The organism is Streptomyces sp. NPDC044002 (assembly GCF_056434525.1).
Map to the genome: position 1 here is coordinate 38050 of NZ_JBWKEZ010000006.1, position 24438 is coordinate 62487.

Consider the following 24438-nt stretch of genomic DNA (forward strand, 5'->3'; position numbering starts at 1 on the left):
CCGCTATGCACGACACACGAAGGGGGGTGACGGTTGTGCGCATCAGCGCCCCAGACGTCCGCGGACCATTCCGACCATGGAGTTGAGCTCTTCGATCCGCATCCGCTTGGCGGCGAGGAGGAACACGGCTACCAGGGCGATGCCGCCCGCGACCAGCGCGGCGAGGGAACCGAGGGCTCCGCTGCCCAGGACCTGCATGACCCCGTAGGCGGCGGCGCCGGCCACCACGGCGGCCGGGACGCACGCGCCGATCAGGCGGGTGTAGGTGCGCATGACGTGGGCGCCGTCGAGGTCCCCGCCGAGACGGGCCTTGAGGCGGCGCCAGGCCACGCCGACGCCGACCACGTAGCCGAGGCCGTAGGCGGCGGCCATGCCGACGACGGCCCAGCGCGCCGGGAGCACGAAATAGGCGAGGGCGGAGACACCGGCGTTGACCGCCGCGACGATGACCGTGTTGTAGAAGGGGGTCCGGGTGTCCTCGTAGGCGTAGAAGCCGCGCAGGACCACGTACTGGACCGAGTAGGGGATCAGGCCGAGGCCGAAGGCCATCAGGATGTAGCCGATGTTCAGGGCGTCCTTGCCCGCACTGGCGTAGAGCAGGGTGGCCATCGGGACGCCCAGCGCGAGGAAGGCGAAGGCGCAGGGCACGATGGCGACGGCCGAGGTGCGCAGGCCGTAGGAGATGTCGTCGCGGACCGCGGCGGCGTCGCCGTCGTGCGCGGAACGGGAGATGCGCGGCAGGACGGCCGTCATGACGGAGACGGTGATGATGGCCTGCGGCATCTGCCACAGCAGCAGCGCGTAGTTGTAGGCGGTGATACCGGTACCGCCGTGGCCCATCTTCTCGGCGGCGGTGCCGGCCGCGGTGGCGAGCTGGGTGACGACGACGAGGCCGATCTGGTTGGCGAGGACGAAGAAGAACGTCCACTTGGCCAGGCCGGCCGCCTTGCCGAGGCCGTGGCCCTTCCAGTCGAAGCGCAGGCGCGGCTTGAAGCCGGCGTCGCGCAGGTAGGGCAGCATCGCGAGGGACTGGACGGCGAGTCCGAGCAGGGTGCCGATGCCCAGGAGGCGGACGCCCTCGGCGGTGATGGTCGCCTCCGAGACACCGGAGGTGGTGAAGCCGCCGAAGGCCCAGATGAAGGCGCCGAAGGTGGCGATGACGACGATGTTGTTGAGGACCGGGGTCCACATCATCGCGCCGAACCGGCCCCGGGCGTTGAGGATCTGACCGAGCACCACGTGGACGCCCATGAAGAACATCGTGGGCAGGCAGTAGTGGGCGAAGGCCACCGCCACGTCGAGGCGCTTGGGGTCGCCGGCGATCGTCGGGGACATCATGCGGATGAACAGCGGGGCCGCGAGCACGCAGACGGTGGTGACCGCGCCGAGCAGCGTGATGACGAGCGTGAGCAGGCGGTTGGCGTAGGCCTCGCCACCGTCGTCGTCGTTCTTCATCGCGCGCACGAGCTGCGGGATGAAGACGGCGTTGAGGGCGCCGCCGCCGACGAGGACGTAGATCATCGTCGGCAGGGTGTTGGCGACCTGGTAGGAGTCGTTGAGGGTGGCGACGCCGATGGCACCCGCGATCACCAGGGTGCGGCCGAAGCCGGTGATGCGGGAGACGATCGTGCCGGCCGCCATCAGGGCGCTGGACTTGAGCAGGCCGGCCGCCTTGCCGGCGGGCTTGGCCGGTGCCGGGGCCGCGACCGGTGCGTCCTCGGCGGACGGGCCGGCGGCGCCGGGGGCGGCCTGCTGGTCGCGGTAGAGGTGCGTGAAGGCGTCGGGCTCGGGCTCTTCCTCGGACGCCCGGGTCACGAGCGAGTCCACTCCCACGAACTGCGTCGTCGCCGCGTGGTCGCCGTAGGGCAGGTGGCGGGAAGGGCCGTCCGGCTCCGGCGGCGGGGTCTGGGCCCAGATGTGCGGGTCGGGGGCGCCCGAGGGGGCCTGGGGAGCCCCGTAGAGCGGACCGGCCTCCTGGTAGGTGCCCGGCGGCGGCGGGGGGTGCGAGGCCCGGTCGTAGAGGGCCTCGGTCACCGGGTCCTGCGCCGACAGGTCCTGCGACCGGTAGGGGTCGTAGTCGTAGGCGTCCTGGACGTACGGGTCGTGGTCCTGTGCGGGCGCGGGCGCCGGAACCTGCCCGGGCACCGGAGCGCCCGGGGCAGTGCCCTGGGAGGGCGTAGGCCCGCCAGTGCCCTGCGCGCGGTCACCGTTGTACGGCGCGTTCATCGCAACCCCACCTCATCGTCCCCAGGCCGAACGGCCACGGCATCGCTCAACGGTCCACTGTCTCACCCGTGCCGGACCCCTCGGTGCTTTGCGGTCCGGTGTCCGTGGACTCGTCACTCGGCTGCGTGCCCTCCTCCGCGGCCGCTCGCGCGGCCACGCGCTTGCGGCTGGCGTACATCTTGATGCCCGCCAGAACGAGGAGGAGCACACCGCCGGCGATGACGAGCATGACGGTGGGAGTGATCTCGGTGGCCTCGACCGTGAACTTGCGTTCCTTGCCGTACGGCACGCCGTCCTTGGTGTACAGGCGTGCGCTGACCTCGACCGGACCACTCGCGGTGGCGTTGGCGGTGAACTTTACCGTCTGGCTGTGACCGCCCTGAACGGTGACTTCCTGTTCCGCTTCGCCGCTGTCGCCGAACATCAGACGGGTCGGGTTGGCGGACTTCACCCGCAGCACGAGGTTGTGGACGTCCTGGACGAGGCTGTTCTGGACGCTGACGGGAATGGTCGCGCTGTGGCCGGACAGGGTGGCGTCGGACTTGGGGACGACCTTCACCTTGTCGGTCAGCCCGATCAGGTAGGCCTGCACCTGGTCGCGGTAGGCGGCAGCCTCCTCGGGGCGGCCCCGCCAGGAGGTCGACATCTCCCGGTTCGTGGTGTTGCCGAAGGGGATCTCGACGCGGTCCGGCGCCGAGAGGATGACCTTGAAGTGGTCGAGCGTGCTCTGCGTGGTGCGGATCTTCTCGAAGGCGGACACCGGAAGCTCCTGCTTGGCCAGTGCTTCCGGGTACTGGCCGGCGCCCGGCACCTGGGTCGCGGCGCCGGGGTCGGGCTTCGCCGCGGCCGCCGCCTCCAGGTCGGAGGGCTGGGTCCAGCGGGCCGCTTGGAGCCCGCGCAGGGCGACGGCCATCGAATCCGCCTGGCTGGCGGTCGGCCGGCGCTGCGGGGTCACCACGTAGCTGCGCGGCTCGTCGCTGTTCTGCAGGTTCAGGGCGAGGCTGTGGGCCAGGAACCGCTGCACGGCGAGCGTGGAGCTGCCGGCGGTGGCCATGTCGCCCTCGAAGGCGGTGGAGAGGTCCGCGTCGGCCACCACGGCGGTGGTTCCCGCACCGATGGGACGGGCGGCCGTCGGGGTGTAGCCGAGCGCACCGGTCTCCTGCAGGCTGTCGCTGCGGGCCAGGACGTTGTGCGCGCCGGCCGAGGTGGCGACGTTGACGATCGCGGGGTCGATGGCGCCGTCCACCGGCCAGGAGAAGTCGGTGGAGGCGGGGACGTGCAGCACCGTCTCCACGGCCTGCTTCGCCTTGTCGGTGGCGGGCCGCAGCTGGCCCAGGGTGCCCGAGACGTCCTTGCCGTGGTGGGCGAGGGAGGCGATGTCGGGGTCGGCGAAGGGCAGCGCGACGACCTTCTTGCCCTGTACGGCGGTCTCCAGGGCGCTCAGCCACTGCTCGGCGACGGCCCTGTTCCTGCCCTGCACGGGCTTGCCGTCCGGGTTGGAGCTGCGGACCCGGTAGCCCTTGGTCATGGCGTCGACCGCGGTGAGCAGGTCGGGGTCGATGACCCAGGTGACGGGCAGGTCCTTGCCGAGCGCGACCATGCGCTCCAGGCGGCCGCCCGGCCGCAGCTCGTCCGCGAGGGAGTCGTCGAGGAAGACCGGGGTCTGGAGCTCGTCCGAGCCGGTCTCCGCCGTGACGTGCGTGGTGGAGATCAGCGGCCACACGTAGGTCAGCGAGGACCGCTTGGCCGCCGGGTCCGGCTGCCAGGGCAGGAAGGTCCGCTGGATGCCCAGGACCTGCTCGTGCGGGCGGCTGTCGGTCGACCCGGAAAGGGAGACGCCGAGCTGGTAGACCCCGTCCGCGCCCAGGTCCAGCTTGTTCACCGGCACCTTGATCGTGAACTGCTGGCCGACCTTGGAGGTCAGCGAGTCGAACTTCACGGCGAAGGCCGAGTCGATCTCCCCCGGGTCCACTCCGGGACGGAACCCCTTGCGGTCCGACACCTCGCCGATCGCCGACCGGTCCCCAAGCCTGGGCCCGACCCGCAGCCCCACATGGGCGTTCTTGATCGTCTCCGAGCCGTTGTTGACCACGGTGCCGGAGATCGTGAGGGTGTCGCTCTTGACCGGAGCGCTCGGTGACACCTCGGTCAGCTGGACGTCGACCGGGGAATCGGCCGCGTGCGCGGCCGGGGCGGGGGCGTAGATCAGGGCGGCCAGCACCGGTGTCCCGCTGAGCAGGACCACTGCCCGCCGCAGCCAGCGGCGCCGGGCAGGGGCGGAGGCCGCCCCCTGGATGTCTGCCGCATCGGCCACGCGTTCGCCCGTCCCTCGAAGTGTCAGTGGTCGTCGGTTCTGCGTCCACGCATGGTAACGAGGCGCGCTGTGCGCGAGTGCCGCGCCTTGCTCCACACGATCGGTTCCGCTTCCCGGGCCGCCGACGGCGGGGTGGCGGTGAAACGGGGGAGCCCGCGCCGGGCGGGCCACGTACCCTTTTCTGTTGTGCCGAACGCCAACGAAGACAACCCCAGTGCCCTGAGTCAGGTGCAGCGCCGCGCGGTCAGTGAACTGCTGCGGGTCGCTCCTGTCGCCGACGAGCTCGGACGCCGGTTCCAGGAGGCTGGCTTCCGCCTCGCCCTGGTCGGCGGGTCCGTCCGCGACGCGCTGCTCGGGCGTCTCGGCAACGACCTCGACTTCACCACCGACGCGCGCCCCGAGGCCGTACTGAAGATCATGCGGCCATGGGCGGACTCGCTCTGGGACGTCGGCATCGCCTTCGGCACCGTCGGGGCGCAGCGCGACGGGTTCCAGATCGAGGTCACGACGTACCGCTCCGAGGCGTACGACCGGACCTCGCGCAAGCCCGAGGTCTCCTACGGCGACTCCATCGAGGAGGACCTGGTCCGCCGGGACTTCACCGTCAACGCCATGGCCCTGGCCCTCCCGGAGCAGGAGTTCGTGGACCCGCACGGAGGCCTGGAGGACCTGGCCGCCGGTGTGCTGCGGACGCCCGGGACCCCGGAGGACTCCTTCTCCGACGACCCGCTGCGCATGCTGCGCGCGGCACGGTTCGCCGCGCAGCTGGACTTCGAGGTTGCGCCGGAGGTCGTGTCGGCCATGAAGGCGATGTCCGACCGGATCGAGATCGTCTCGGCCGAGCGCGTGCAGGGCGAGCTGAACAAGCTGCTGCTGTCCGCCCACCCCCGCAAGGGCCTGGGCCTGCTGGTGGACACCGGTCTCGCCGACCGGGTCCTGCCGGAGCTGCCTGCCCTGCGGCTGGAGCGTGACGAGCACCACCGGCACAAGGACGTCTACGACCACTCGCTGATCGTCCTGGAGCAGGCGATCGACCTGGAGGAGGACGGCCCGGACCTGGTGCTGCGGCTGGCCGCCCTGCTGCACGACATCGGCAAGCCCCGGACCCGCCGCTTCGAGAGCGACGGCCGCGTCTCCTTCCACCACCACGAGGTGGTCGGCGCGAAGATGACCAAGAAGCGCATGACGGCGCTGAAGTACTCCAACGAGATGGTCAAGGACGTGTCCCGGCTGGTGGAGCTGCACCTGCGCTTCCACGGGTACGGGGACGGCGAGTGGACGGACTCGGCGGTCCGGCGCTACGTCCGCGACGCGGGCCCGCTGCTCGACCGGCTGCACAAGCTGACCCGGTCGGACTGCACCACGCGCAACAAGCGCAAGGCCAACGCGCTGTCCCGCACCTATGACGGCCTGGAGGAGCGCATCGCGCAGCTCCAGGAGCAGGAGGAGCTGGACGCGATCCGCCCCGACCTGAACGGGAACGAGATCCAGCAGATCCTGGAGATCGGCCCCGGCCCGGCGGTGGGCAAGGCCTACGCGTTCCTGCTGGAGCTGCGGCTGGAGAACGGCCCGATGGACCGCGAGGCTGCGGTCGCGGCCCTCAAGGAGTGGTGGGCGGCCCAGGCTCCCCAGGCCTGATGCATGGTCCACGGTGGCGATGTTTCACGTGAAACATCGCCACCGTTCGTGTTTCACGTGAAACGTCGCCGCCGCAGGAAGCCGGCCGTGGCCGCGTAGAGCAGGGCCACGCTGACGAGCAGGGCGACGGACCGGCCGTTGGCGGGGAGCATGAGGGAGGCCACGGCGGCCGCCCCGACGAAGGCGATGTTGAAGAGCACGTCGTAGACGGAGAAGACCCGGCCCCGGAACTCGTCGTCGACCCGGGACTGCAGGACCGTGTCGGTGGAGATCTTGGCGCCCTGGGTGGCGAGGCCGAGGACGAAGGCGGCGACGAGCATCGGTCCGGGCGCGAAGAAGAGCCCGAGCGCGGGCACCAGCACGGCCGAGGCCGCCGCGCAGACGACGATCCAGCCCAGCGGCCCGAGACGGTGCACCAGCCAGGGGGTGACGAGGGCGGCCGCGAAGAATCCGGCCCCGGACACCCCGACGGCGATACCCAGCAGGGCCAGCCCGTCGGACTCGTTGTCCGACCAGGAGTAGCGGCAGAGCATCAGCAGCATCACGGTCAGGGCGCCGTAGCAGAACCGCATCAGGGTCATCGCGGTCAGCGCCCGCGCGGCCTCCCGGCGGCCGGCCAGGTGCCTGAGGCCGTCGGCCATGCCCCGGACCGTGAGGGCGATTCCTTCGAGGAGCGAGGGATGCTCGGGCCCGCCCCGGTGGTCGGGCCCCAGGAGCCCGATGGCCAGGCGGAGGGAGACCAGGGCCGCGCACAGGTAGAGGGTGGCGCCGAGCAGGACAACGAGGGCGTTGGATCCCGAGGCCAGCAGCCGGACGAGGAAGGCCAGCCCGCCTCCGGCGACCGCCGCGAGCGTGCCGGCGGTGGGTGAGAGGGCGTTCGCGGTGACCAGCTGGTCGGCGCTGACGACGTGGGGCAGGGACGCGGCGAGCCCGGCGAGGACGAAGCGGTTGACCGCCGTCACGGACAGGGCCGAGGCGTAGAAGAGCCAGTCGGGGACGTGGACGACGATCAGCACGGTGGTCACACAGGCGAGCAGGGCCCGCAGCAGGTTTCCGTAGAGGAAGACCTGGCGCCGGCGCCACCGGTCCAGCAGCACCCCTGCGAAGGGTCCGATGGCCGAGTAGGGCAGCAGCAGCACCGCCATGGCCGAGGCGATGGCCGCCGGCGAGGTCTGCTTCTCGGGGGAGAAGACCACGTATGTGGCGAGCGCGACCTGGTAGACGCCGTCGGCCGCCTGCGAGAACAGCCGCACGGCGAGCAGGTTGCGGAAGTCCCTCAGGCGCAGGAGTACGCGCAGATCACCTACGACGGGCATGAGGGCAAGGGTCACACACACCGAGGGTCCCCGGACACATCGTCCGGGGACCCTCGGTGGAAGAGCGGTCGAAGACCAGGTGTCCGGAGGACCCTTGGGGCGACTAGCGCTCGACCTCGCCCTTGATGAACTTCTCGACGTTCGCGTAGGCCTCGTCGTCGAAGTACTGGACCGGCGGGGACTTCATGAAGTAGCTGGAGGCCGACAGGATCGGGCCGCCGATGCCGCGGTCCTTGGCGATCTTCGCAGCGCGCAGGGCGTCGATGATGACACCGGCGGAGTTCGGGGAGTCCCACACCTCGAGCTTGTACTCGAGGTTCAGCGGGACGTCGCCGAACGCGCGGCCCTCGAGGCGGACGTAGGCCCACTTGCGGTCGTCGAGCCACGCGACGTAGTCGGACGGGCCGATGTGGACGTTCTTCTCGCCGAGATCACGGTCGGGGATCTGCGAGGTGACGGCCTGCGTCTTGGAGATCTTCTTCGACTCCAGGCGCTCGCGCTCGAGCATGTTCTTGAAGTCCATGTTGCCGCCGACGTTGAGCTGCATGGTGCGCTCGAGACGGACACCGCGGTCTTCGAACAGCTTCGCCATCACGCGGTGCGTGATGGTGGCGCCGACCTGGGACTTGATGTCGTCGCCGACGATCGGGACGCCGGCCTCGGTGAACTTGTCAGCCCACTCCTTGGTGCCGGCGATGAAGACCGGGAGGGCGTTGACGAAGGCGACCTTGGCGTCGATGGCGCACTGGGCGTAGAACTTCGCGGCCTCTTCGGAACCGACCGGGAGGTAGCAGACGAGGACGTCGACCTGACGGTCCTTGAGGATCTGGACCACGTCGACCGGGGCCTCGGCGGACTCCTCGATGGTCTGGCGGTAGTACTTGCCCAGGCCGTCGAAGGTGTGGCCGCGCTGGACGGTCACGCCCGAGTTCGGGACGTCGCAGATCTTGATGGTGTTGTTCTCGCTGGCGCCGATGGCGTCCGAGAGGTCGAGGCCGACCTTCTTCGCGTCGACGTCGAAAGCGGCGACGAACTCGACGTCACCCACGTGGTAGTCGCCGAACTGGACGTGCATCAGACCGGGGACCTTGGACGCCGGGTCGGCGTCCTTGTAGTACTCGACGCCCTGCACCAGCGAGGCGGCGCAGTTGCCCACGCCGACGATGGCTACGCGAACCGAACCCATTCCGGTTGCTCCCTGTTTGTTCTCGGAAACGAGGCCTGCGAGATACAGGCCTCACTTTGCAGTTTCGTCGGGCGGTCCGGGTCGTCTCCGATCCCGTCCCGCCCGCTCGCTCTCGATGAGCTCGTTGAGCCAGCGCACTTCACGCTCGACGGATTCCATACCGTGCCGCTGTAGTTCGAGCGTGTAGTCGTCCAGGCGCTCCCGTGTACGGGCGAGCGAGGCGCGCATCTTCTCCAGGCGCTCCTCCAGCCGGCTGCGACGGCCCTCCAGTACCCGCATCCGCACGTCCCGCTCGGTCTGACCGAAGAAGGCGAAGCGGGCGGCGAAGGACTCGTCCTCCCATGTGTCGGGGCCGGTGTGGGAGAGGAGCTCTTCGAAGTGCTCCTTACCTGCTGCCGTCAACCGGTAGACGATCTTGGCGCGGCGCCCTGCGAGTGAAGCGGCGAGAGCGTCTTCCGGGGCGTTCCCCGGTTCTTCGATCAACCAGCCGTTCGCGACCAGAGTCTTGAGGCAGGGGTAGAGAGTCCCGTAGCTGAACGCCCTGAACACCCCCAGCGAGGTGTTGAGCCGCTTGCGGAGCTCGTAACCGTGCATGGGGGATTCACGAAGCAGGCCGAGGACGGCGAACTCGAGGATGCCGGAGCGCCTGCTCATCCGCCTCCCCCTCTCTGCTTCGGAGTTTATGTCGAGCTGATGTATCGGCTCGATACATCCAGACGATAGAACGGGCTGCTCGAAGCGACAAGCGGTGGCGTGGTGACCGGCGTCACATCACTGATTCGTACGACGCAAGTTGCCTGATTTGGGGTGAACTTCGGCACTGGTTGGGTTTTGGCCGTGCGTAGGCTGTGCGGCAGGACCACCGGGGGGAACCGGAATCACCTGCCGCTTCCAGGCCACTCGCCTGCCCGAGGAGTAGTCGTTCGATGAGCGAGCACCGCCGTAAACCGCCGCAGCCCCAGGGCGGCGGCCGCGCCGCGCCCCGCAGGGCTGCCCCGCAGCACCCCGGCCGTGGTGCCGGACCCGGCCGTGACGTCCCCGCGGCGCCGCCCGGCGGACCCTATGCGGAAGCCGGGCCGCACGCGAGCCGAGCCGATGCCCGCCGGGCTGCCCAGCGGGGCCCCGCCGGCCGCGGCCGCGCAGGCGGGAAGGGGGGCAGGGGCGGAAAGAGCGGCAGCCGGTTCATCGACTACCCGCGCGCCGGCAAGGTCGGCTGGAAGCGTTTCGTGCCGTCCTGGAAGCTGGTCGGCGGTACCTTCCTGGGGTTCTTCGCCGTGATCTTCGCGGGTGCCGGCATCGGCATCGCCAGCGTGGGCACCCCGGACGTGAACAAGGCCGCCAAGGCGCAGAACAACGTCTTCCAGTGGGCCGACGGCACCCAGATGGTGGCCACCGGCGGCACCACGAACCGGCAGATCGTCCCGATCGACCAGATCCCCCTGTCGATGCGGAACGCGGTGATCGCGGCCGAGAACGAGTCGTTCGATACGGACAAGGGCGTCGACCCGATGGGCATCGCGCGCGCCGTGGTGAACATGGCCACGGGCGGTTCCACCCAGGGCGGCTCGACCATCACCCAGCAGTACGTCAAGAACACCTACCTCGACTCCGAACAGACCCTCAAGCGCAAGGTCACGGAGCTCTTCATCGCGATCAAGCTGGGGGTCAGCGAGGAGAAGGACGTCGTCCTCGCCGGCTACCTGAACACCGCCTACTACGGCCGGGACGCCTACGGCATCCAGGCCGCCTCCCGGGCCTACTTCGGCAAGGACGCCAAGGACCTCAACCCGTCCGAGAGCGCCTTCCTCGCCTCCATGCTCAAGGGCCCGAACCTCTACAACCCGGACGGCGGCATCGGTCCCGCCGCCACCCCCGAGGCCAACGAGAAGCGCGCCCGGCTCCGCTGGGCCTGGGTGCTCGACCGCGAGGTCGCGGTCGGCCGCATGGCGCAGTCCGAGCGGGACAAGTACAAGGAGTTCCCCGCCAGGGTGGACTCCGAGCAGGCCCGCGGGATGTCCGGCCAGACCGGCTACCTCGTCGAGGTGGCCAAGCAGTACGTCATGAAGACCACCGGCATCACCGCCGAGAAGATGGCGCTCGGCGGCTACACGATCACCACCACCTTCGAGAAGCCCAGGGTGGACGCCCTGGTCAAGGCGGTGGAGGACACCCGCAACGACTTCCTCGACGAGAAGAAGCGGCCCCAGTACGACACCTTCGTGCAGTTCGGCGCCGCCTCCGTGGACGTGAAGACCGGGGCTATCGTGGCCCTGTACGGCGGGCCCGGCTGGGACCACAAGTACTTCGCCAACAACGCCAACACCTCCGGTGTCCCCGTCGGCTCGACCTGGAAGCCCTACGTCCTCGCCGCCGCCATGCAGTACGGCACGCAGAACTCCAAGGGTTCGGGCATCTCGGTCGACAGCAAGTACAACGCGGACGACCTCACGGTGATCAACGACCGGACGGGCAAGCCACTGCTCGGCTCCGACGGCCAGCCGTTCCGGCAGAAGAACGAGAGCGAGTACCCGTACGGCTACGTGACGCTCAACGAGGCGATGGAGAAGTCCATCAACGTGCCCTTCGCCCAGCTCGTCTTCGACGTCGGCCACAGCAAGGTCCGCGAGGTCGCGAAGGCGACCGGGATCCTGCAGGAGTCGATGGACAAGAACAACAACGCCTCCTTCGCCCTCGGCACCTCGACGCCCAGCGCCATCCGCATGGCCGACTCCTACGCCACCTTCGCCGCCTCCGGCACCCACCGGGAGCCCTTCTCCGTGAAGAAGGTCGTCCAGGGCGGCAAGGAGGTACCCGGCTTCGAGCCGCCCAAGGAGTCCCGCGCCATGGACGACTCGATCGCGGACAACGTCACCAAGGTCCTGCGTAACGTCGTCGAGAACGGCACCGGCACCAAGGCGAAGAAGCTGGGCCGGCCCGCGGCCGGCAAGACCGGCACCACCGACCAGAACAAGTCGGCCTGGTTCGTCGGCTACACCCCGGAGCTGTCCACCTCGGTCACCCTCTTCCGCAACGACCCGACCTCCAAGAACAAGGAGCTCCTGTCGATGAACCACGTGGGCGGGGTCGACTCCATCCACGGTGGTGACATCCCGGCGGCCATCTGGACCGAGTACATGCGCGAGGCTCTCAAGGGGACCCCGGTCAAGCAGTTCCCCGAAGCCGAGGACATCGGCGTCATCGCGGACGCGGCCGGCGCCCCGCAGCCCACGCCCTCGGCCGTGCCGTCGCCCTCCGTCTCCGTGTCGCCCTCGCCCAGCACCTCGCCCTCGGTGTCCCCGTCGCCGTCCGGCAACGGCAAGCCGAGCTGCAAGCCCAGGCCCTGGAACCTGAACTGCGACCCGACGGTCACCGGCGGCACGAACTCGGGAACCGACGCCGGAACCGGCCCCGGAGGCTCTCCGGACGGCGGCACCAGCACCATGCCGTCCCCGTCCACGCGTCCCGGCCGCCCGGGCGGATCGAGCAACTGGGGCAGCATCATGGGCGCCTCCGGCTGACCCGGTCCCCGTACCGCACCCGAGAGGGCCGTCGCACACCGTGCGGCGGCCCTCCCCCGTGTACGCCGCGGTACGGCAGGATGGGCGCCATGACCAAGGTGCACGAGGACCGTCCCGTACCGCCCACCCAGCACGACGAGGTCGCCGCCGCCGGCAGCGAGTTCATCGGGGGACCGGTCGGACGCCGCGCCCGGCTGGGCGGCCACTGGCTGAGCCCGGTCCGCGTCGTGGTCCTGGTGGTCCTCGGCATGTTCGCGCTGGGCATGGCCCAGAAGCTGCCGTGCTACGACTGGGCATGGTTCCGGGGAGCGGGCTCGCAGTACACCCACGCCTGCTACTCCGACATCCCGCACCTGTACTCCGCCCGCGGCTTCGCCGAAGGCCTCGTGCCCTACCGCGACCAGTTCCCCGACATCGTGACCGACCCGAAGTACGGGGGCATGAAGTACCTGGAGTACCCGGTGCTCACCGGGGCCTTCATGCAGGTCGCCGCCTGGATGACGCCCACCGCCGGATCCGTCCAGCACCGCGAGCAGATGTACTGGATGGTCAACGCGGGCATGCTGATGGCCTGCGCCGCCGTCATCGCCGTCTGCGTCGCCCGCACCCACCGCCGCAGGCCCTGGGACGCCCTGCTCCTCGCCCTGGCACCGGCCTTCGCGCTCAACGCCACCATCAACTGGGACCTGCCGGCCGTGGCCCTCACCGCCGTCGCGATGCTGATGTGGTCGCGAGGCCGGCCCCTGCTCGCCGGCGTCTTCATCGGCCTGGCGACCGCGGCCAAGCTCTACCCCGTCCTGCTGCTCGGCGTGCTCTTCGTGCTCTGCTGGCGGGCCGGGAAGTGGCGGGCGTTCGGCGCCGCGGCCCTCGGCGCGGCCGCGTCCTGGCTCCTCGTGAACGCCCCGGTCATGTACTTCGCCTGGAACGGCTGGAAGCGGTTCTACGAGTTCAGTCAGGAGCGGCCCATCGACTTCGGCTCCGTCTGGCTGCTGATCTCCCAGCGCACCGGCAACCCCCTCGAAGGGGCCAACACCTACGCGACCGGGCTCACCCTCCTGCTCTGCCTCGCCATCGGGCTGCTCACCCTGACGGCCCCCAGGCGCCCGCGCTTCGCCCAGCTGGCCTTCCTGGTCGTCGCCGCGTTCATCCTGGCCAACAAGGTGTACTCGCCGCAGTACGTGCTGTGGCTGGTCCCGCTCGCCGCGCTGGCCCGCCCCCGCTGGCGGGACTTCCTGATCTGGCAGGCGGGCGAGATCGCCTACTTCCTCGGGATCTGGTTCTACCTCGCCTACACGACCAGCGGGGACAAGCACCAGGGGCTGCCCCTGGAGGGCTACCAGCTGGCCATCACCGCCCACCTGCTGGCCACGCTGTACCTGTGCGCCGTCGTCGTACGCGACATCCTGCTGCCCGAGCGCGACGTCGTGCGGCGCGACGGCTCGGACGACCCCTCCGGCGGCGTCCTGGACGGGGCCGAGGACGTCTTCACCCTCTCGGAAAAGGCGAAGGCGCCGCGGTACGCGGCGCCTTCGGAGGGACAGCGGGTCGCCTGGGGCGTGGACCCCAGGGACTGACCGGGCCGGCCGGCCCGGTCACGGGGGCCGGCTCAGGAGTCGAGCACCCGGTCGAACTGCGTCGTGGTGTGGCGCAGGTGGGCCACCAGCTCGTCGCCCACCTTCGGCTCGGTCGCATCCGAGGGCACGAACAGGATCGACACCTGCATGTGCGGCGGCTCGGCGAACCAGCGCTGCTTGCCCGCCCAGACGAAGGGCGACAGGTTCCGGTTGACCGTGGCCAGACCGGCCCGGGCGACGCCCTTGGCGCGCGGCATCATCCCGTGGAGGGCCTTGGGGGCCTCCAGGCCCACACCGTGGGAGGTGCCGCCCGCGACCACGACCAGCCAGCCGTCGGAGGCGGCCTTCTGCTGGCGGTAGCCGAAGCGGTCGCCCTTGGCGACCCGGGTGACGTCCAGGACCGAGCCCCGGTACTGGGTCGCCTCGTGGTCGCCCAGCCACAGGCGGGTGCCGATGCGGGCCCGGAAGCGGGTCTGCGGGAACTGCTGCTGGAGCCGCGCCAGCTCCTCGGCCCGCAGGTGGCTGACGAACATGGTGTGCAGCGGCAGCCGGGCCGCGCGCAGCCGGTCCATCCAGCCGATGACCTCCTCGACGGCGTCCGAGCCGTCGGGGCGGTCCAGCGGCAGGTGCAGGGCGAAGCCCTCCAGCCGGACGTCCTCGATCGCCGACTGGAGCAGGCCGAGGTCCTGCTCGGAGATGCCGTGGCGGCGCATCGAGCTCATGCACTCGATGACCACGCGGGCCCCGACCAGGCCGCGGACCCCGTCCACCGAGGCCACCGAGCGGATCACCCGGTCGGGCAGCGGCACCGGGTCCTCACCCCGCCGGAACGGGGTGAGGACGAGCAGGTCGCCGCCGAAGTGGTCCTTGATGCTCGCGGCTTCGTACGTGGTGCCGACGGCCAGGATGTCGGCGCCCATCCGGGTCGCCTCCTCGCACAGCCGCTCGTGGCCGAAGCCGTAGCCGTTGCCCTTGCAGACCGGGATCAGACCGGGGAACTGGTCCGTGATCTGCTTCTGGTGCGCACGCCAGCGCGCGGTGTCGACGTAGAGCGTGAGCGCCATGCCCGTCCGGAACCTCTCTCGAAAAACAGCTGGGTCAGCGGCGCGACATGTAGATGTCGAGCGCCTTGTGCAGCACCTTGTTGAGCGGGAAGTCCCACTCGCCGACGTACTCGACGGCCTCGCCGCCCGTACCGACCTTGAACTGGATCAGGCCGAACAGGTGGTCGTTCTCGTCCAGCGTGTCAGAGATGCCGCGCAGGTCGTAGACGCTGGCACCCAGCGCGTACGAATCGCGCAGCATGCGCCACTGCATCGCGTTCGAGGGGCGGACCTCGCGCTTGTGGTTCGCGGAGGCGCCGTACGAGTACCAGACGTGCTGCCCGACAGTGATCATCGTGGCGGCGGCCAGCGGTTCACCCTCGTGCTTGGCGATGTACAGGCGCATGCGGTTGGGGTCCTCGGAGTTGAGGGCCGTCCACTGGCGCTGGAAGTAACTGAGCGGGCGCGGGCGGAACTTGTCGCGCTCGGCGGTGATCTCGTAGAGGTACTGCCAGGTCGGCAGGTCCTCGTAGCCCCCCTGGACGACCTCGACGCCGGCCTTCTCGGCCTTCTTGATGTTGCGGCGCCACAGCTGGTTGAAGCCCTTCAGGACGTCGTCCAGGGAGCGGTTGGCCAGCGGGACCTGGAAGACGTAGCGGGGCTGGACGTCGCCGAAGCCGGCGCCGCCGTCCTCGCCCTGCTGCCAGCCCATGCGGCGCAGCTTGTCGGACACCTCGAAGGCGCGCGGCTCGATGTGCGAGGCCTCGACGTCGCGCAGGCGCTTGACCTCGGGGTCCTGGATGCCGGCCTTGATGGCGGCCGAGTTCCAGCGGCGGATGACGACGGGCGGACCCATCTTCACGGTGAAGGCGCCCTGCTGCTTGAGGTGGGCCAGCATCGGCTGGAGCCACTCGTCCAGGTTCGGGGCGTACCAGTTGATGACCGGGCCCTCGGGGAGGTACGCGAGGTACCGCTTCACCTTGGGCAGCTGGCGGTACAACACGAGCGCGACACCGACGAGTTCGCCGTTCTTGTCGAACCAGCCGAGGTTCTCCGAACGCCACTCGTTCTTGACGTCGGCCCATGCCGGGACCTGGCAGTGGCTAGCCGAAGGCAGGCTCTGGAGGTACGCCAGATGCTGCTCTCGGCTGATGGTGCTCAGGGACAGGCTCATGCGGGGTGTCTCCTCCGGCGGCTTCGCTGCTATGGCGCGAAGCCTACTGCGACGGTGGCGCCACCCATCTGGGGGACAGGCCGGTGCCTGGGCCGAAGGGAGGCCGGCGCCCCGCCGCGGAGGTCCCCCGGTCAGCCCAGCCAGCCGCCGAAGAGGCCGCCGTGCGCCATTCCGAGCATGAAGCCGATGGCAGACGCGCCAAGGCCGATGATCAGCGCGAAGCGTTCGCGGGTGGTGGCGGAGATGAACTGTCCGTACAGCCCGGTCCCGATCCCGATCAGCCCGGCCCAGGAGCTGAGCAGGTGCAGATTGTGGAAGAACGCAGTGACGAACGCCACGGCGCCGAGGACCAGGGTGGCCACCATCAGGGTGTCCTGGACCGGGTGGGGCTTGCCGTCGGTGGAAAGGAGCGAGATCGGCGGGCGCGAAGACTGGCCGTGCATTGCCTGTGCCATCGGAAGGCACCTCCTGGCTGACGCAGAGCGGTGCGCGGCACCGCTTCCGGCCTGGGGCGGGGGCACGGCACCGGACACACCCGATGGATACAGATTGTGGCCCTCCCCTGCCGGATTTCAACCGGAAGGACGCGAGCAGGTAGTCTGTACAGCTGCGCGGTGTCTGCTCTCGGACGCCGTGCACACGCATCACGACCCTCCTGCCACGGAACGACCGTGGCCGCTGAGTCCAAAGGAGGTGGGTTCCACATGCGTCACTACGAAGTGATGGTCATCCTCGACCCCGATCTCGAGGAGCGCGCTGTCGCCCCCCTGATCGAGAACTTCCTCTCCGTCGTCCGTGAGGGCAACGGAAAGGTCGAGAAGGTCGACACCTGGGGCCGTCGTCGTCTCGCTTACGAGATCAAGAAGAAGCCCGAGGGCATCTACTCGGTCCTCGACCTGCAGGCCGAGCCTGCGGTCGTCAAGGAGCTCGACCGCCAGATGAACCTGAACGAGTCGGTTCTCCGGACCAAGGTCCTCCGCCCCGAGACCCACTGAACTCCGGTTCAGCGGTAATCGGGACCGAGTAGCACAGCAGCCCAGCAGCAATCCCCGCCGAGAGGTTCATCCATGGCAGGCGAGACCGTCATCACGGTCGTCGGCAATCTCGTCGACGACCCCGAGCTGCGCTTCACCCCCTCGGGTGCGGCGGTCGCGAAGTTCCGTGTCGCGTCCACCCCCCGCACCTTCGACCGTCAGACGAACGAGTGGAAGGACGGCGAGAGCCTGTTCCTGACCTGCTCGGTGTGGCGGCAGGCGGCGGAGAACGTCGCCGAGTCCCTTCAGCGGGGCATGCGCGTCATCGTGCAGGGCCGGCTGCGGCAGCGGTCCTACGAGGACCGTGAGGGTGTCAAGCGCACGGTCTACGAGCTGGACGTCGAGGAAGTCGGCCCCAGCCTGAAGAACGCCACGGCCAAGGTCGCCAAGACCACCGGTCGCGGTGGCCAGGGTGGATACGGCGGCGGTCAGCAGCAGCAGCAGGGCGGCGGCGGTGGCGGCTGGGGCGGAGCCCCCAGCAACGGGCCCCAGGGCGGCGGAGCTCCCTCCGACGACCCGTGGGCGTCCAGCGCGCCGGCCGGCGGCCAGCAGGGCGGCGGCGGTGGCGGCTGGGGCGGAAGCTCCGGCGGCTCCGGCGGCGGCTACTCGGACGAGCCGCCCTTCTAGGGCAGCTCCATCCAAACTTCTTGATCACACAGGAGAGACACAATGGCGAAGCCGCCTGTGCGCAAGCCTAAGAAGAAGGTCTGCGCGTTCTGCAAGGACAAGACCGCGTACGTGGACTACAAGGACACGAACATGCTGCGGAAGTTCATTTCCGACCGCGGCAAGATCCGTGCCCGCCGCGTTACCGGCAACTGCACGCAGCACCAGCGTGACGTCGCCACGGCCGTGAAGAACAGCCGTGAGATGGCGCTGCTGCCCTACACGTCCACCGCGCGATAAGGAAAGGGTGACCGACTAATGAAGATCATCCTGACCCACGAGGTCTCCGGCCTCGGCACCGCCGGCGATGTCGTCGACGTCAAGGACGGTTACGCTCGCAACTACCTGGTCCCGCGTGGTTTCGCGATCCGCTGGACCAAGGGTGGCGAGAAGGACGTGGCGCAGATCCGCCGCGCCCGCAAGATCCACGAGATCGCGACCATCGAGCAGGCCAACGAGGTCAAGGCCCAGCTCGAGGGCGTGAAGGTCCGTCTGGCCACCCGCGCGGGTGACGCCGGTCGCCTCTTCGGTTCCGTCACCCCGGCCGACATCGCTTCTGCGGTCGAGGCTTCCGGTGGCCCGAAGGTCGACAAGCGTCGCGTGGAGCTGGGCTCCCCGATCAAGACCCTCGGTTCGTACCAGGTCTCCGTGCGTCTGCACGCCGAGGTCGTCGCGAACGTGGGCATCGAGGTCGTCGCCGCCTAAGGGCAGCGCATGAAGGGCCGCACCCTCCGGGGTGCGGCCCTTCGTCGTTCCCGGGATGCTCCGGGGGATGTTTCACGTGAAACATCCCTCCCGTGACTGGGTGGCCTCCCAGGTCAGCGGGTGGTTTCGGCGACCAGAGCTACCGGGTGGCTCCCGCGACCAGCCAGCGGCCGGAGCGGGCGCGGAGCTGGAGGGTGGCCATCCGGACGAGCATCATCAGGGTCATGGCCCACCAGAGCGCCGTCAGCCCGCCGCCCAGGGCGGGGACCAGGAGCGCGGCCGGGGCGAAGACGGCCAGGGTCAGCAGCATCGCCCAGGCGAGGTAGCGCCCGTCGCCGGCCCCCATCAGCACTCCGTCCAGGACGAAGACGACTCCGCAGACCGGCTGGCCCAGAGCCACGACCAGCAGGGCGGGCAGGAGTGCGTCCTCGACCACGGGGTCGCTGGTGAACAGCGGGATGAACACGGGACGTGCCAGGACGACCAGCAGGCCCAGGACGACGCCCGAGACCACACCCCACGTCAGCATCCGCCGGCAGACGGTCTTGGCCCCCTCGGTGTCGCCGGCCCCCAGGTAGCGGCCGATGATGGCCTGGCCGGCGATGGCGATCGCGTCCAGGGCGAAGGCGAGCAGGCTCCAGAGGGACAGCAGGATCTGGTGGGCCGCGATGTCGGCGTCCCCCAGCCGGGCCGCCACGGCGGTCGCGATCATCAGGATGGCGCGCAGGGACAGCGTACGGACCAGGAGCGGCACCCCGGCCTGGGCGCAGGCGCGGATGCCGGCCGCGTCGGGCCGCAGGGAGGCGCCGTGGCGCCGGGCGCCGCGGACGACCACGAAGAGGTACGCGGCGGCCATGGCGCACTGGGCGATGACCGTGCCCCAGGCCGATCCCGCGATGCCGAGGCCGGCGCCGTAGACCAGGGCCACGTTGAGGGCGCCGTTGAGGGCGAAGCCGCCGATGGCCACGTAGAGCGGCGTACGGGTGTCCTGGAGGCCGCGGATGACGCCGGTGGCGGCCAGGACCATGAGCATGGCGGGGATGCCGAGCGCGGAGATCCGAAGATACGTTTCCGCGTAAGGGGCGGCGGTCTCCGATGCCCCGAAGAGGGAGACCAGGCCGGGCGCGCTGAGCACGACCGCGACGAGGACCGCGGTGCCGAGCAGCAGGGCGAGCCAGATGCCGTCCATGCCCTGCCGGATGGCGGCCTGGAGGTCGCCGGCGCCGACGCGCCGGGACACGGCCGCGGTGGTGGAGTAGGCGAGGAAGACGAAGACGCTCACGGCCGTGGTCAGGAGCGCCGCCGCTACGCCGAGGCCGGCCAGCTGGGGGGTGCCGAGGTGCCCCACGATGGCGCTGTCGGCCATCACGAAGAGCGGTTCGGCCACGAGCGCGCCGAAGGCCGGCACGGCGAGTGCGAGGATCTCGCGGTCGTGCCGTCTCGCGATCGGCTTCGCGGTGGTGGGGGCCTGTGTCATGTGCTCAATCTAATCTTCCACAGGTAATGGATGCAAGGGTCTTGGGATCCTTACCAAGGCTCTGACTTGGGCGTTCTTTCCGGCCCGTTGGGGGCGATCTTGAGACAGTGGCCAAGAATTTTCTCCACCGCCGCCCGCGGAAGAGGAAACCGCAGGTCAGGATGGGTGCGTGGAGGGGTCGGGTGATTTTGTCCACAGCGTCGTCCCCCGGTCTGTGCACAGCTTCGGGCGACTTACCCACAGCATTGGCTCCGTCGTCCACATCTCATCCACACAGCCTGTGGATAACAAGATTGGCTGACGTCGCTCGCGGCCCTACCGTTGTGCGTTGCCCGACGCGCCCAGAGCCGTTTCGGGTGTCCCAAATGTCAGAGCCGTGTCGTAGAAAGATTGTCACGGCGAGGTCCGCGTTGCGGACGGGAGGAGGTGGCCCGGTGAGCATGCCCGAGCCCATGGACGACCCCTGGGCCGACAGTGGTCCCAGTGACCGTCTGCCCGCCCGCTCGCGCCGCGGCGGCGAAGGCCGCGGACGCGGCGACGACCAGCAGGACCGGGGCCGCGAGGGCGGCTCCTGGGACGGCGGAGGCGGCGGCTTCGAGCGAGTCCCGCCGCAGGACCTGGACGCCGAGCAGTCGGTGCTCGGCGGCATGCTGCTGTCCAAGGACGCGATCGCCGACGTGGTCGAGGTCCTCAAGGGCCACGACTTCTACCGGCCCTCGCACGAGACGATCTACCAGGCCATCCTCGACCTGTACGCGAAGGGTGAGCCCGCCGACCCGATCACGGTCGGCGCCGAGCTGACCCGCCGTGGTGAGATCGGCAAGGTCGGCGGCGCCTCGTACCTGCACACCCTGGTGCAGTCCGTGCCGACCGCGGCGAACGCCGAGTACTACGCGGAGATCGTCCACGAGCGGGCCGTCCTGCGCCGCCTCGTCGCAGCCGGTACGAAGATCACGCAAATGGGCTACGCGGCGGACGGCGACGTCGACGAGATCGTCAACAGCGCCCAGGCCGAGATCTACGCCGTCACCGAGCAGCGGACCTCGGAGGACTACCTGCCGCTGGGCGACATCATGGAGGGCGCGCTCGACGAGATCGAGGCGATCGGCTCGCGCTCCGGCCAGATGTCCGGCGTGCCGACAGGCTTCACCGACCTCGACTCCCTGACCAACGGCCTGCACCCGGGCCAGATGATCGTCATCGCCGCCCGCCCCGCCATGGGCAAGTCGACGCTCGCGCTGGACTTCGCCCGCGCCTGCTCCATCAAGAGCAACCTGCCGAGCGTCATCTTCTCCCTCGAAATGGGCCGCAACGAGATCGCCATGCGCCTGCTCTCGGCGGAGGCCCGGGTGGCGCTGCACCACATGCGGTCGGGCACCATGACCGACGACGACTGGACCCGGCTCGCCCGGCGGATGCCGGACGTCTCGGCCGCCCCGCTGTACATCGACGACTCCCCCAACCTGTCGATGATGGAGATCCGGGCCAAGTGCCGCCGGCTCAAGCAGCGCAACGACCTCTCCCTCGTCGTCATCGACTACCTCCAGCTGATGCAGTCGGGCGGCTCGCGCCGGCCCGAGAGCCGTCAGCAGGAGGTCTCGGACATGTCCCGAAACCTCAAGCTGCTGGCCAAGGAGCTCGAGGTGCCGGTGATCGCGCTCTCCCAGCTGAACCGTGGCCCCGAGCAGCGCACCGACAAGAAGCCGATGGTCTCCGACCTGCGTGAATCCGGCTCGATCGAGCAGGACGCCGACATGGTGATCCTGCTGCACCGCGAGGACGCGTACGAGAAGGAGTCGCCCCGCGCGGGCGAGGCGGACCTGATCGTCGCCAAGCACCGAAACGGTCCGACGGCCACCATCACCGTGGCCTTCCAGGGCCACTATTCGCGGTTCGTGGACATGGCCAACACGTAGCATCCGATCATGGACGCGCTCTCTGAAGACCTGGACCTGCTCCCCGCCACCCGGCGTGCCCTGCGGCACCGGGTCGCCGTCGCCCAGCGCGAGGGCCGGTCCCCCTCGCTGGTCGCGGCCGTCGTACGAGGCGGCGAGGTGGTCTGGGAGGGCTCCCGGACCTGCGTGGAGGGCCACGGGCCGGACGGGAACGTGCAGTACCGGATCGGCTCGATCACCAAGACCTTCACCGCCGTCCTGGTGATGCGGCTGCGGGACGAGGGCCTGCTGGACCTGTCGGACCCGCTGGGCAAGCACCTGCCCGGGAGCGGCGCGGACGAGGTGACCATCGGCCAGCTGCTGGCCCACACCTCGGGTCTCGCGGCGGAGACGCCGGGCGAGTGGTGGGAGCGCTCGCCGGCGGCGCTGCGGCCGGAGCTGGCGGACGTGCTCGGCGAGGAGCCGTTCAAGCACGTGCCGGGAACGCGGTTCCACTACTCCAACCCCGGTTACACCCTGCTGGGTTCGCTCGTGGAGGCGCTCCGGGGCAAGCCGTGGGAGGAAGTGCTGCGCGCCGAGGTGCTGGAGCCGCTGGGGCTCGGCCGTACGAGCGGTCTGCCGCAGGCCCCGCACGCGGGCGGCTGGGCGGTGCACCCGTGGGCGGACGTGATGATGCCGGAGCCGTCCGAGGACCTCGGACTGATGGCGGCGGCCGGTCAGCTGTGGTCCACCACCGGTGACCTGGCCCGTTTCGCGCGGCTGTTGATGCGGGGTGACGACCGGGTGCTGAGTGCCGAGAGCGTACGGGAGATGCGTACGTCGGTGGCGCCCCCGGAGCCCGGCTCGGCCGACCTCGGCTACGGTCTGGGACTCCAGCTGGCGGACCAGGGCGGGCGCAGGCTCGCGGGGCACGGCGGCTCGCTGCCCGGCTTCGTCGCGGGCCTCTGGTTCAGCGAGGCGGACGACGTGGCGGCGGTCGTCATGGCCAACTGCACCTCGGGCCTGCCGGCCTCCACGGTGGCCGCCGACCTCGTCGCGATCGTCTCGGAGGCGGAGCCGCGCATCCCCGAGCCCTGGCGTCCGTTCAAGGAGGACGACCAGGTGCCGCTGGAGCTGTGCGGGCCCTGGTACTGGGGCACTTCGGCCCAGGTCCTGCGGCTGAACCAGGACGGCTCGCTGGAGCTGAGCCCGGTCGGCGCCACCGGCCGTCCGGCCCGGTTCCGCGCCGAACCGGACGGCACCTGGACCGGCCTGACGGGCTACTACGCGGGCGAGACGCTGCGGGCCGTCAGGCGCGAGGACGGTTCCGTGAGCCACCTCGACCTCGCGTCGTTCGTCTTCACGCGCGAGCCCTACGACCCGGCGGCCCCGGTGCCCGGCGGGGCGGACCCGCAGGGCTGGCGCGGTATCGGCTGACGCCTGGCGGGGCCGCGCGCCCGGCCCGGCTCAGGCGACGAGTTCGCGCTCCAGCGGGGTGCGGAAGCGGGGCGTGATGCGGGCGTCGCCCACCCAGTCCGTGAGCCGGGCTGCCTCTGCGGCGACCGCCTCCTCGGCGGCCCGGCCCGGGTCGCCCAGCAGCCGCCAGACGATCTCCCCGTCGGAGCGCTGGGCCCAGCCCCCGACGATCTCGCCGTTCCACCAGACGGTCGGCCCGATGTTGCCCGCGTAGTCGAACAGGGCGGGCCGGTGGGCGGGGTCGAGGTGGAAGCCCCGGTCCGCCCAGCCCATGGCGCTGGGGTCGAGGCCGGGCAGCAGCGCGGCCCAGGGTTCCGGGGCCGGCTCGGGCCCGGTGTCACCGGGGCAGACGAGCGCGGTGCCGCCGCCGTCGAGGCGTACCTGCTCGGGGCCCACGGCCGCCAGGGCCTTGCGCACGTCGGTGAGGCTCCAGCCGGTCCACCACTTGAGGTCGGCCTCGGTGGCCGGGCCGTACGCGTGGAGCCAGCGGCGGGCGAGTTCGGCACGCGCCTCGGCGGCGGGCACGTCGGACCACGGCTGCGTGTGCACCCACCGGAACTGGCTGGATGTCCACGTCCCGCGCGGCCGGTCCCGCCGGATGAGACCGTCGGCGGCCAGGAGGCGGATGACGCGGGTGGCCACACCGGTCTCGGCCTCGTACTTCTTGCCCCGGCCGATGGTGATCTTCTGCCGCAGGGCGGGCACCGCCGCGGAGAGCTGGCTGCCCGTTGCGGCGCCCAGGGCGTCGAGCGCTTCCAGGGCGGCGGCCTCGGCCCGCTCCAGCCAGTCGGCGTCGAGCCCCTGGCCGTCGTCGGCGAGGTGCTTGAGGAGGGTCCGGCGCTCCTTCGCCGCGATGCCCCGGGCGGTGGACGAGTCCACGTACGGGGCGAGCTCGGTGGAGACGGCGAAGAGGGTGTTCCGCATGCTGAGCATCCGGACGAGGCTGACGTCCCCGTAGAGGGCCTGCTCGACCGCGGCGGGCGCGCCGTCGGCCAGCCGGGCGCGGAGGGAGAGGAAGACGGTCGCGGCGTCCGTGGCGTGCAGGGCGACGACCGCGTCCGCTGCCTGGGCCGGGGCGGCGGCGCGGACGGAGGGGGCGAGGCGGTGCCGCCGGCCCAGCCGGTGGCGACGCTCGGTGGTGGTGATGACGGGGAGGCCGGTGCTCATCCTCCCGATCGTAGGCCGGGCCGCCGACAGCGGCCCGGCCCTTGCCGGGA

At 70.3% G+C, this 24438-nt stretch carries 19 protein-coding genes; 9 read left to right on the forward strand and 10 right to left on the reverse strand.

What is annotated here, in order from left to right; translation table 11 throughout:
• Positions 1-42 precede the first annotated feature (42 nt).
• Positions 43-2226, reverse strand: a complete 2184-nt coding sequence (gene murJ, locus AC07A6_RS06330; RefSeq protein WP_478776293.1) for a murein biosynthesis integral membrane protein MurJ — start codon at positions 2224-2226, stop codon at positions 43-45.
• A gap of 46 nt (positions 2227-2272) precedes the next feature.
• The gene (locus tag AC07A6_RS06335) at positions 2273-4540 is read right to left on the reverse strand and encodes a DUF6049 family protein (RefSeq protein WP_362456684.1); all 2268 of its coding nucleotides are present in this window, start codon (positions 4538-4540) and stop codon (positions 2273-2275) included.
• Positions 4541-4726: 186 nt separating this feature from the next.
• Between AC07A6_RS06335 and AC07A6_RS06340 the strand changes: the two genes are divergently transcribed.
• Positions 4727-6178, forward strand: coding sequence for a CCA tRNA nucleotidyltransferase (locus tag AC07A6_RS06340; protein ID WP_478776294.1), 1452 nt, complete (start codon positions 4727-4729; stop codon positions 6176-6178).
• Positions 6179-6231: 53 nt separating this feature from the next.
• Here AC07A6_RS06340 and AC07A6_RS06345 read toward each other — a convergent pair whose 3' ends face one another.
• From AC07A6_RS06345 to AC07A6_RS06355, 3 genes are all read right to left on the reverse strand, one after another.
• A complete protein-coding gene (locus AC07A6_RS06345) occupies positions 6232-7494 on the reverse strand; it encodes an MFS transporter (protein WP_362456678.1) in 1263 nt (420 codons plus the stop codon).
• A gap of 103 nt (positions 7495-7597) precedes the next feature.
• The gene (locus AC07A6_RS06350; RefSeq protein ID WP_125595634.1) at positions 7598-8680 is read right to left on the reverse strand and encodes an inositol-3-phosphate synthase; all 1083 of its coding nucleotides are present in this window, start codon (positions 8678-8680) and stop codon (positions 7598-7600) included.
• A gap of 51 nt (positions 8681-8731) precedes the next feature.
• Positions 8732-9334: a PadR family transcriptional regulator gene (locus AC07A6_RS06355; protein ID WP_007265248.1), complete on the reverse strand. Its 603-nt coding sequence runs from the start codon at positions 9332-9334 to the stop codon at positions 8732-8734.
• A gap of 272 nt (positions 9335-9606) precedes the next feature.
• Here AC07A6_RS06355 and AC07A6_RS06360 point away from each other — a divergent pair, with 272 nt between their 5' ends.
• Both AC07A6_RS06360 and AC07A6_RS06365 read left to right on the forward strand, forming a co-directional pair.
• On the forward strand, positions 9607-12198 hold the full coding sequence (locus AC07A6_RS06360; RefSeq protein WP_478776295.1) for a transglycosylase domain-containing protein: 2592 nt from the start codon (positions 9607-9609) through the stop codon (positions 12196-12198).
• Positions 12199-12287: 89 nt separating this feature from the next.
• The gene (locus AC07A6_RS06365) at positions 12288-13772 is read left to right on the forward strand and encodes a glycosyltransferase family 87 protein (RefSeq protein WP_478776296.1); all 1485 of its coding nucleotides are present in this window, start codon (positions 12288-12290) and stop codon (positions 13770-13772) included.
• A 32-nt stretch (positions 13773-13804) separates the two neighbouring features.
• On the opposite strand, the gene AC07A6_RS06370 is transcribed toward AC07A6_RS06365, so the two are convergent.
• The 3 genes from AC07A6_RS06370 to AC07A6_RS06380 all read right to left on the reverse strand — a co-directional run bounded on the left by AC07A6_RS06370 (position 13805) and on the right by AC07A6_RS06380 (position 16444).
• Entirely contained in the window at positions 13805-14836 is a 1032-nt protein-coding gene (locus AC07A6_RS06370) for an alanine racemase (protein ID WP_362456666.1), read from the reverse strand.
• Between the two features lie 34 nt (positions 14837-14870).
• Positions 14871-15989 (reverse strand): lipid II:glycine glycyltransferase FemX, encoded by a 1119-nt coding sequence (locus tag AC07A6_RS06375; RefSeq protein ID WP_007265252.1) that lies wholly within the window; start codon positions 15987-15989, stop codon positions 14871-14873.
• Positions 15990-16120: 131 nt separating this feature from the next.
• Positions 16121-16444, reverse strand: coding sequence for a hypothetical protein (locus tag AC07A6_RS06380; protein ID WP_362456662.1), 324 nt, complete (start codon positions 16442-16444; stop codon positions 16121-16123).
• Between the two features lie 249 nt (positions 16445-16693).
• Here AC07A6_RS06380 and rpsF point away from each other — a divergent pair, with 249 nt between their 5' ends.
• The 4 genes from rpsF (at position 16694) to rplI (ending at position 18394) form a co-directional block, all read left to right on the forward strand.
• Positions 16694-16984, forward strand: a complete 291-nt coding sequence (rpsF, locus tag AC07A6_RS06385) for a 30S ribosomal protein S6 (RefSeq protein ID WP_007265254.1) — start codon at positions 16694-16696, stop codon at positions 16982-16984.
• Between the two features lie 72 nt (positions 16985-17056).
• Complete coding sequence (locus tag AC07A6_RS06390) at positions 17057-17650, forward strand: single-stranded DNA-binding protein (RefSeq protein ID WP_478776297.1); 594 nt, start codon at positions 17057-17059, stop codon at positions 17648-17650.
• Positions 17651-17692: 42 nt separating this feature from the next.
• Positions 17693-17929: a 30S ribosomal protein S18 gene (rpsR, locus tag AC07A6_RS06395; RefSeq protein WP_005315025.1), complete on the forward strand. Its 237-nt coding sequence runs from the start codon at positions 17693-17695 to the stop codon at positions 17927-17929.
• An 18-nt stretch (positions 17930-17947) separates the two neighbouring features.
• Positions 17948-18394, forward strand: coding sequence for a 50S ribosomal protein L9 (gene rplI, locus AC07A6_RS06400; RefSeq protein WP_007265256.1), 447 nt, complete (start codon positions 17948-17950; stop codon positions 18392-18394).
• Between the two features lie 139 nt (positions 18395-18533).
• On the opposite strand, the gene AC07A6_RS06405 is transcribed toward rplI, so the two are convergent.
• Complete coding sequence (locus AC07A6_RS06405) at positions 18534-19871, reverse strand: MATE family efflux transporter (RefSeq protein ID WP_478776298.1); 1338 nt, start codon at positions 19869-19871, stop codon at positions 18534-18536.
• A 452-nt stretch (positions 19872-20323) separates the two neighbouring features.
• Here AC07A6_RS06405 and dnaB point away from each other — a divergent pair, with 452 nt between their 5' ends.
• Both dnaB and AC07A6_RS06415 read left to right on the forward strand, forming a co-directional pair.
• Complete coding sequence (gene dnaB, locus AC07A6_RS06410; RefSeq protein WP_362456874.1) at positions 20324-21787, forward strand: replicative DNA helicase; 1464 nt, start codon at positions 20324-20326, stop codon at positions 21785-21787.
• A gap of 9 nt (positions 21788-21796) precedes the next feature.
• Complete coding sequence (locus AC07A6_RS06415) at positions 21797-23182, forward strand: serine hydrolase domain-containing protein (protein WP_362456654.1); 1386 nt, start codon at positions 21797-21799, stop codon at positions 23180-23182.
• Between the two features lie 30 nt (positions 23183-23212).
• On the opposite strand, the gene AC07A6_RS06420 is transcribed toward AC07A6_RS06415, so the two are convergent.
• Positions 23213-24388 carry a winged helix DNA-binding domain-containing protein gene (locus AC07A6_RS06420; RefSeq protein WP_478776299.1) on the reverse strand — a complete coding sequence of 392 codons (1176 nt, stop codon included), beginning with the start codon at positions 24386-24388 and terminating at the stop codon, positions 23213-23215.
• Between the last annotated feature and the right edge of the window lie 50 nt (positions 24389-24438).

What these genes read in the sequence shown, in the direction of transcription:
- murJ (WP_478776293.1), bottom strand. Translation starts at nt 2,226, where the DNA reads ATGAACGCGCCGTACAACGGTGACCGCGCGCAGGGCACTGGCGGGCCT.
- AC07A6_RS06345 (WP_362456678.1), bottom strand. Translation starts at nt 7,494, where the DNA reads ATGCCCGTCGTAGGTGATCTGCGCGTACTCCTGCGCCTGAGGGACTTC.
- AC07A6_RS06350 (WP_125595634.1), bottom strand. Translation starts at nt 8,680, where the DNA reads ATGGGTTCGGTTCGCGTAGCCATCGTCGGCGTGGGCAACTGCGCCGCC.
- AC07A6_RS06355 (WP_007265248.1), bottom strand. Translation starts at nt 9,334, where the DNA reads ATGAGCAGGCGCTCCGGCATCCTCGAGTTCGCCGTCCTCGGCCTGCTT.
- AC07A6_RS06360 (WP_478776295.1), top strand. Translation starts at nt 9,607, where the DNA reads ATGAGCGAGCACCGCCGTAAACCGCCGCAGCCCCAGGGCGGCGGCCGC.
- AC07A6_RS06365 (WP_478776296.1), top strand. Translation starts at nt 12,288, where the DNA reads ATGACCAAGGTGCACGAGGACCGTCCCGTACCGCCCACCCAGCACGAC.
- AC07A6_RS06370 (WP_362456666.1), bottom strand. Translation starts at nt 14,836, where the DNA reads ATGGCGCTCACGCTCTACGTCGACACCGCGCGCTGGCGTGCGCACCAG.
- AC07A6_RS06375 (WP_007265252.1), bottom strand. Translation starts at nt 15,989, where the DNA reads ATGAGCCTGTCCCTGAGCACCATCAGCCGAGAGCAGCATCTGGCGTAC.
- AC07A6_RS06380 (WP_362456662.1), bottom strand. Translation starts at nt 16,444, where the DNA reads ATGGCACAGGCAATGCACGGCCAGTCTTCGCGCCCGCCGATCTCGCTC.
- rpsF (WP_007265254.1), top strand. Translation starts at nt 16,694, where the DNA reads ATGCGTCACTACGAAGTGATGGTCATCCTCGACCCCGATCTCGAGGAG.
- AC07A6_RS06390 (WP_478776297.1), top strand. Translation starts at nt 17,057, where the DNA reads ATGGCAGGCGAGACCGTCATCACGGTCGTCGGCAATCTCGTCGACGAC.
- rpsR (WP_005315025.1), top strand. Translation starts at nt 17,693, where the DNA reads ATGGCGAAGCCGCCTGTGCGCAAGCCTAAGAAGAAGGTCTGCGCGTTC.
- rplI (WP_007265256.1), top strand. Translation starts at nt 17,948, where the DNA reads ATGAAGATCATCCTGACCCACGAGGTCTCCGGCCTCGGCACCGCCGGC.
- AC07A6_RS06405 (WP_478776298.1), bottom strand. Translation starts at nt 19,871, where the DNA reads ATGACACAGGCCCCCACCACCGCGAAGCCGATCGCGAGACGGCACGAC.
- dnaB (WP_362456874.1), top strand. Translation starts at nt 20,324, where the DNA reads ATGGACGACCCCTGGGCCGACAGTGGTCCCAGTGACCGTCTGCCCGCC.
- AC07A6_RS06415 (WP_362456654.1), top strand. Translation starts at nt 21,797, where the DNA reads ATGGACGCGCTCTCTGAAGACCTGGACCTGCTCCCCGCCACCCGGCGT.
- AC07A6_RS06420 (WP_478776299.1), bottom strand. Translation starts at nt 24,388, where the DNA reads ATGAGCACCGGCCTCCCCGTCATCACCACCACCGAGCGTCGCCACCGG.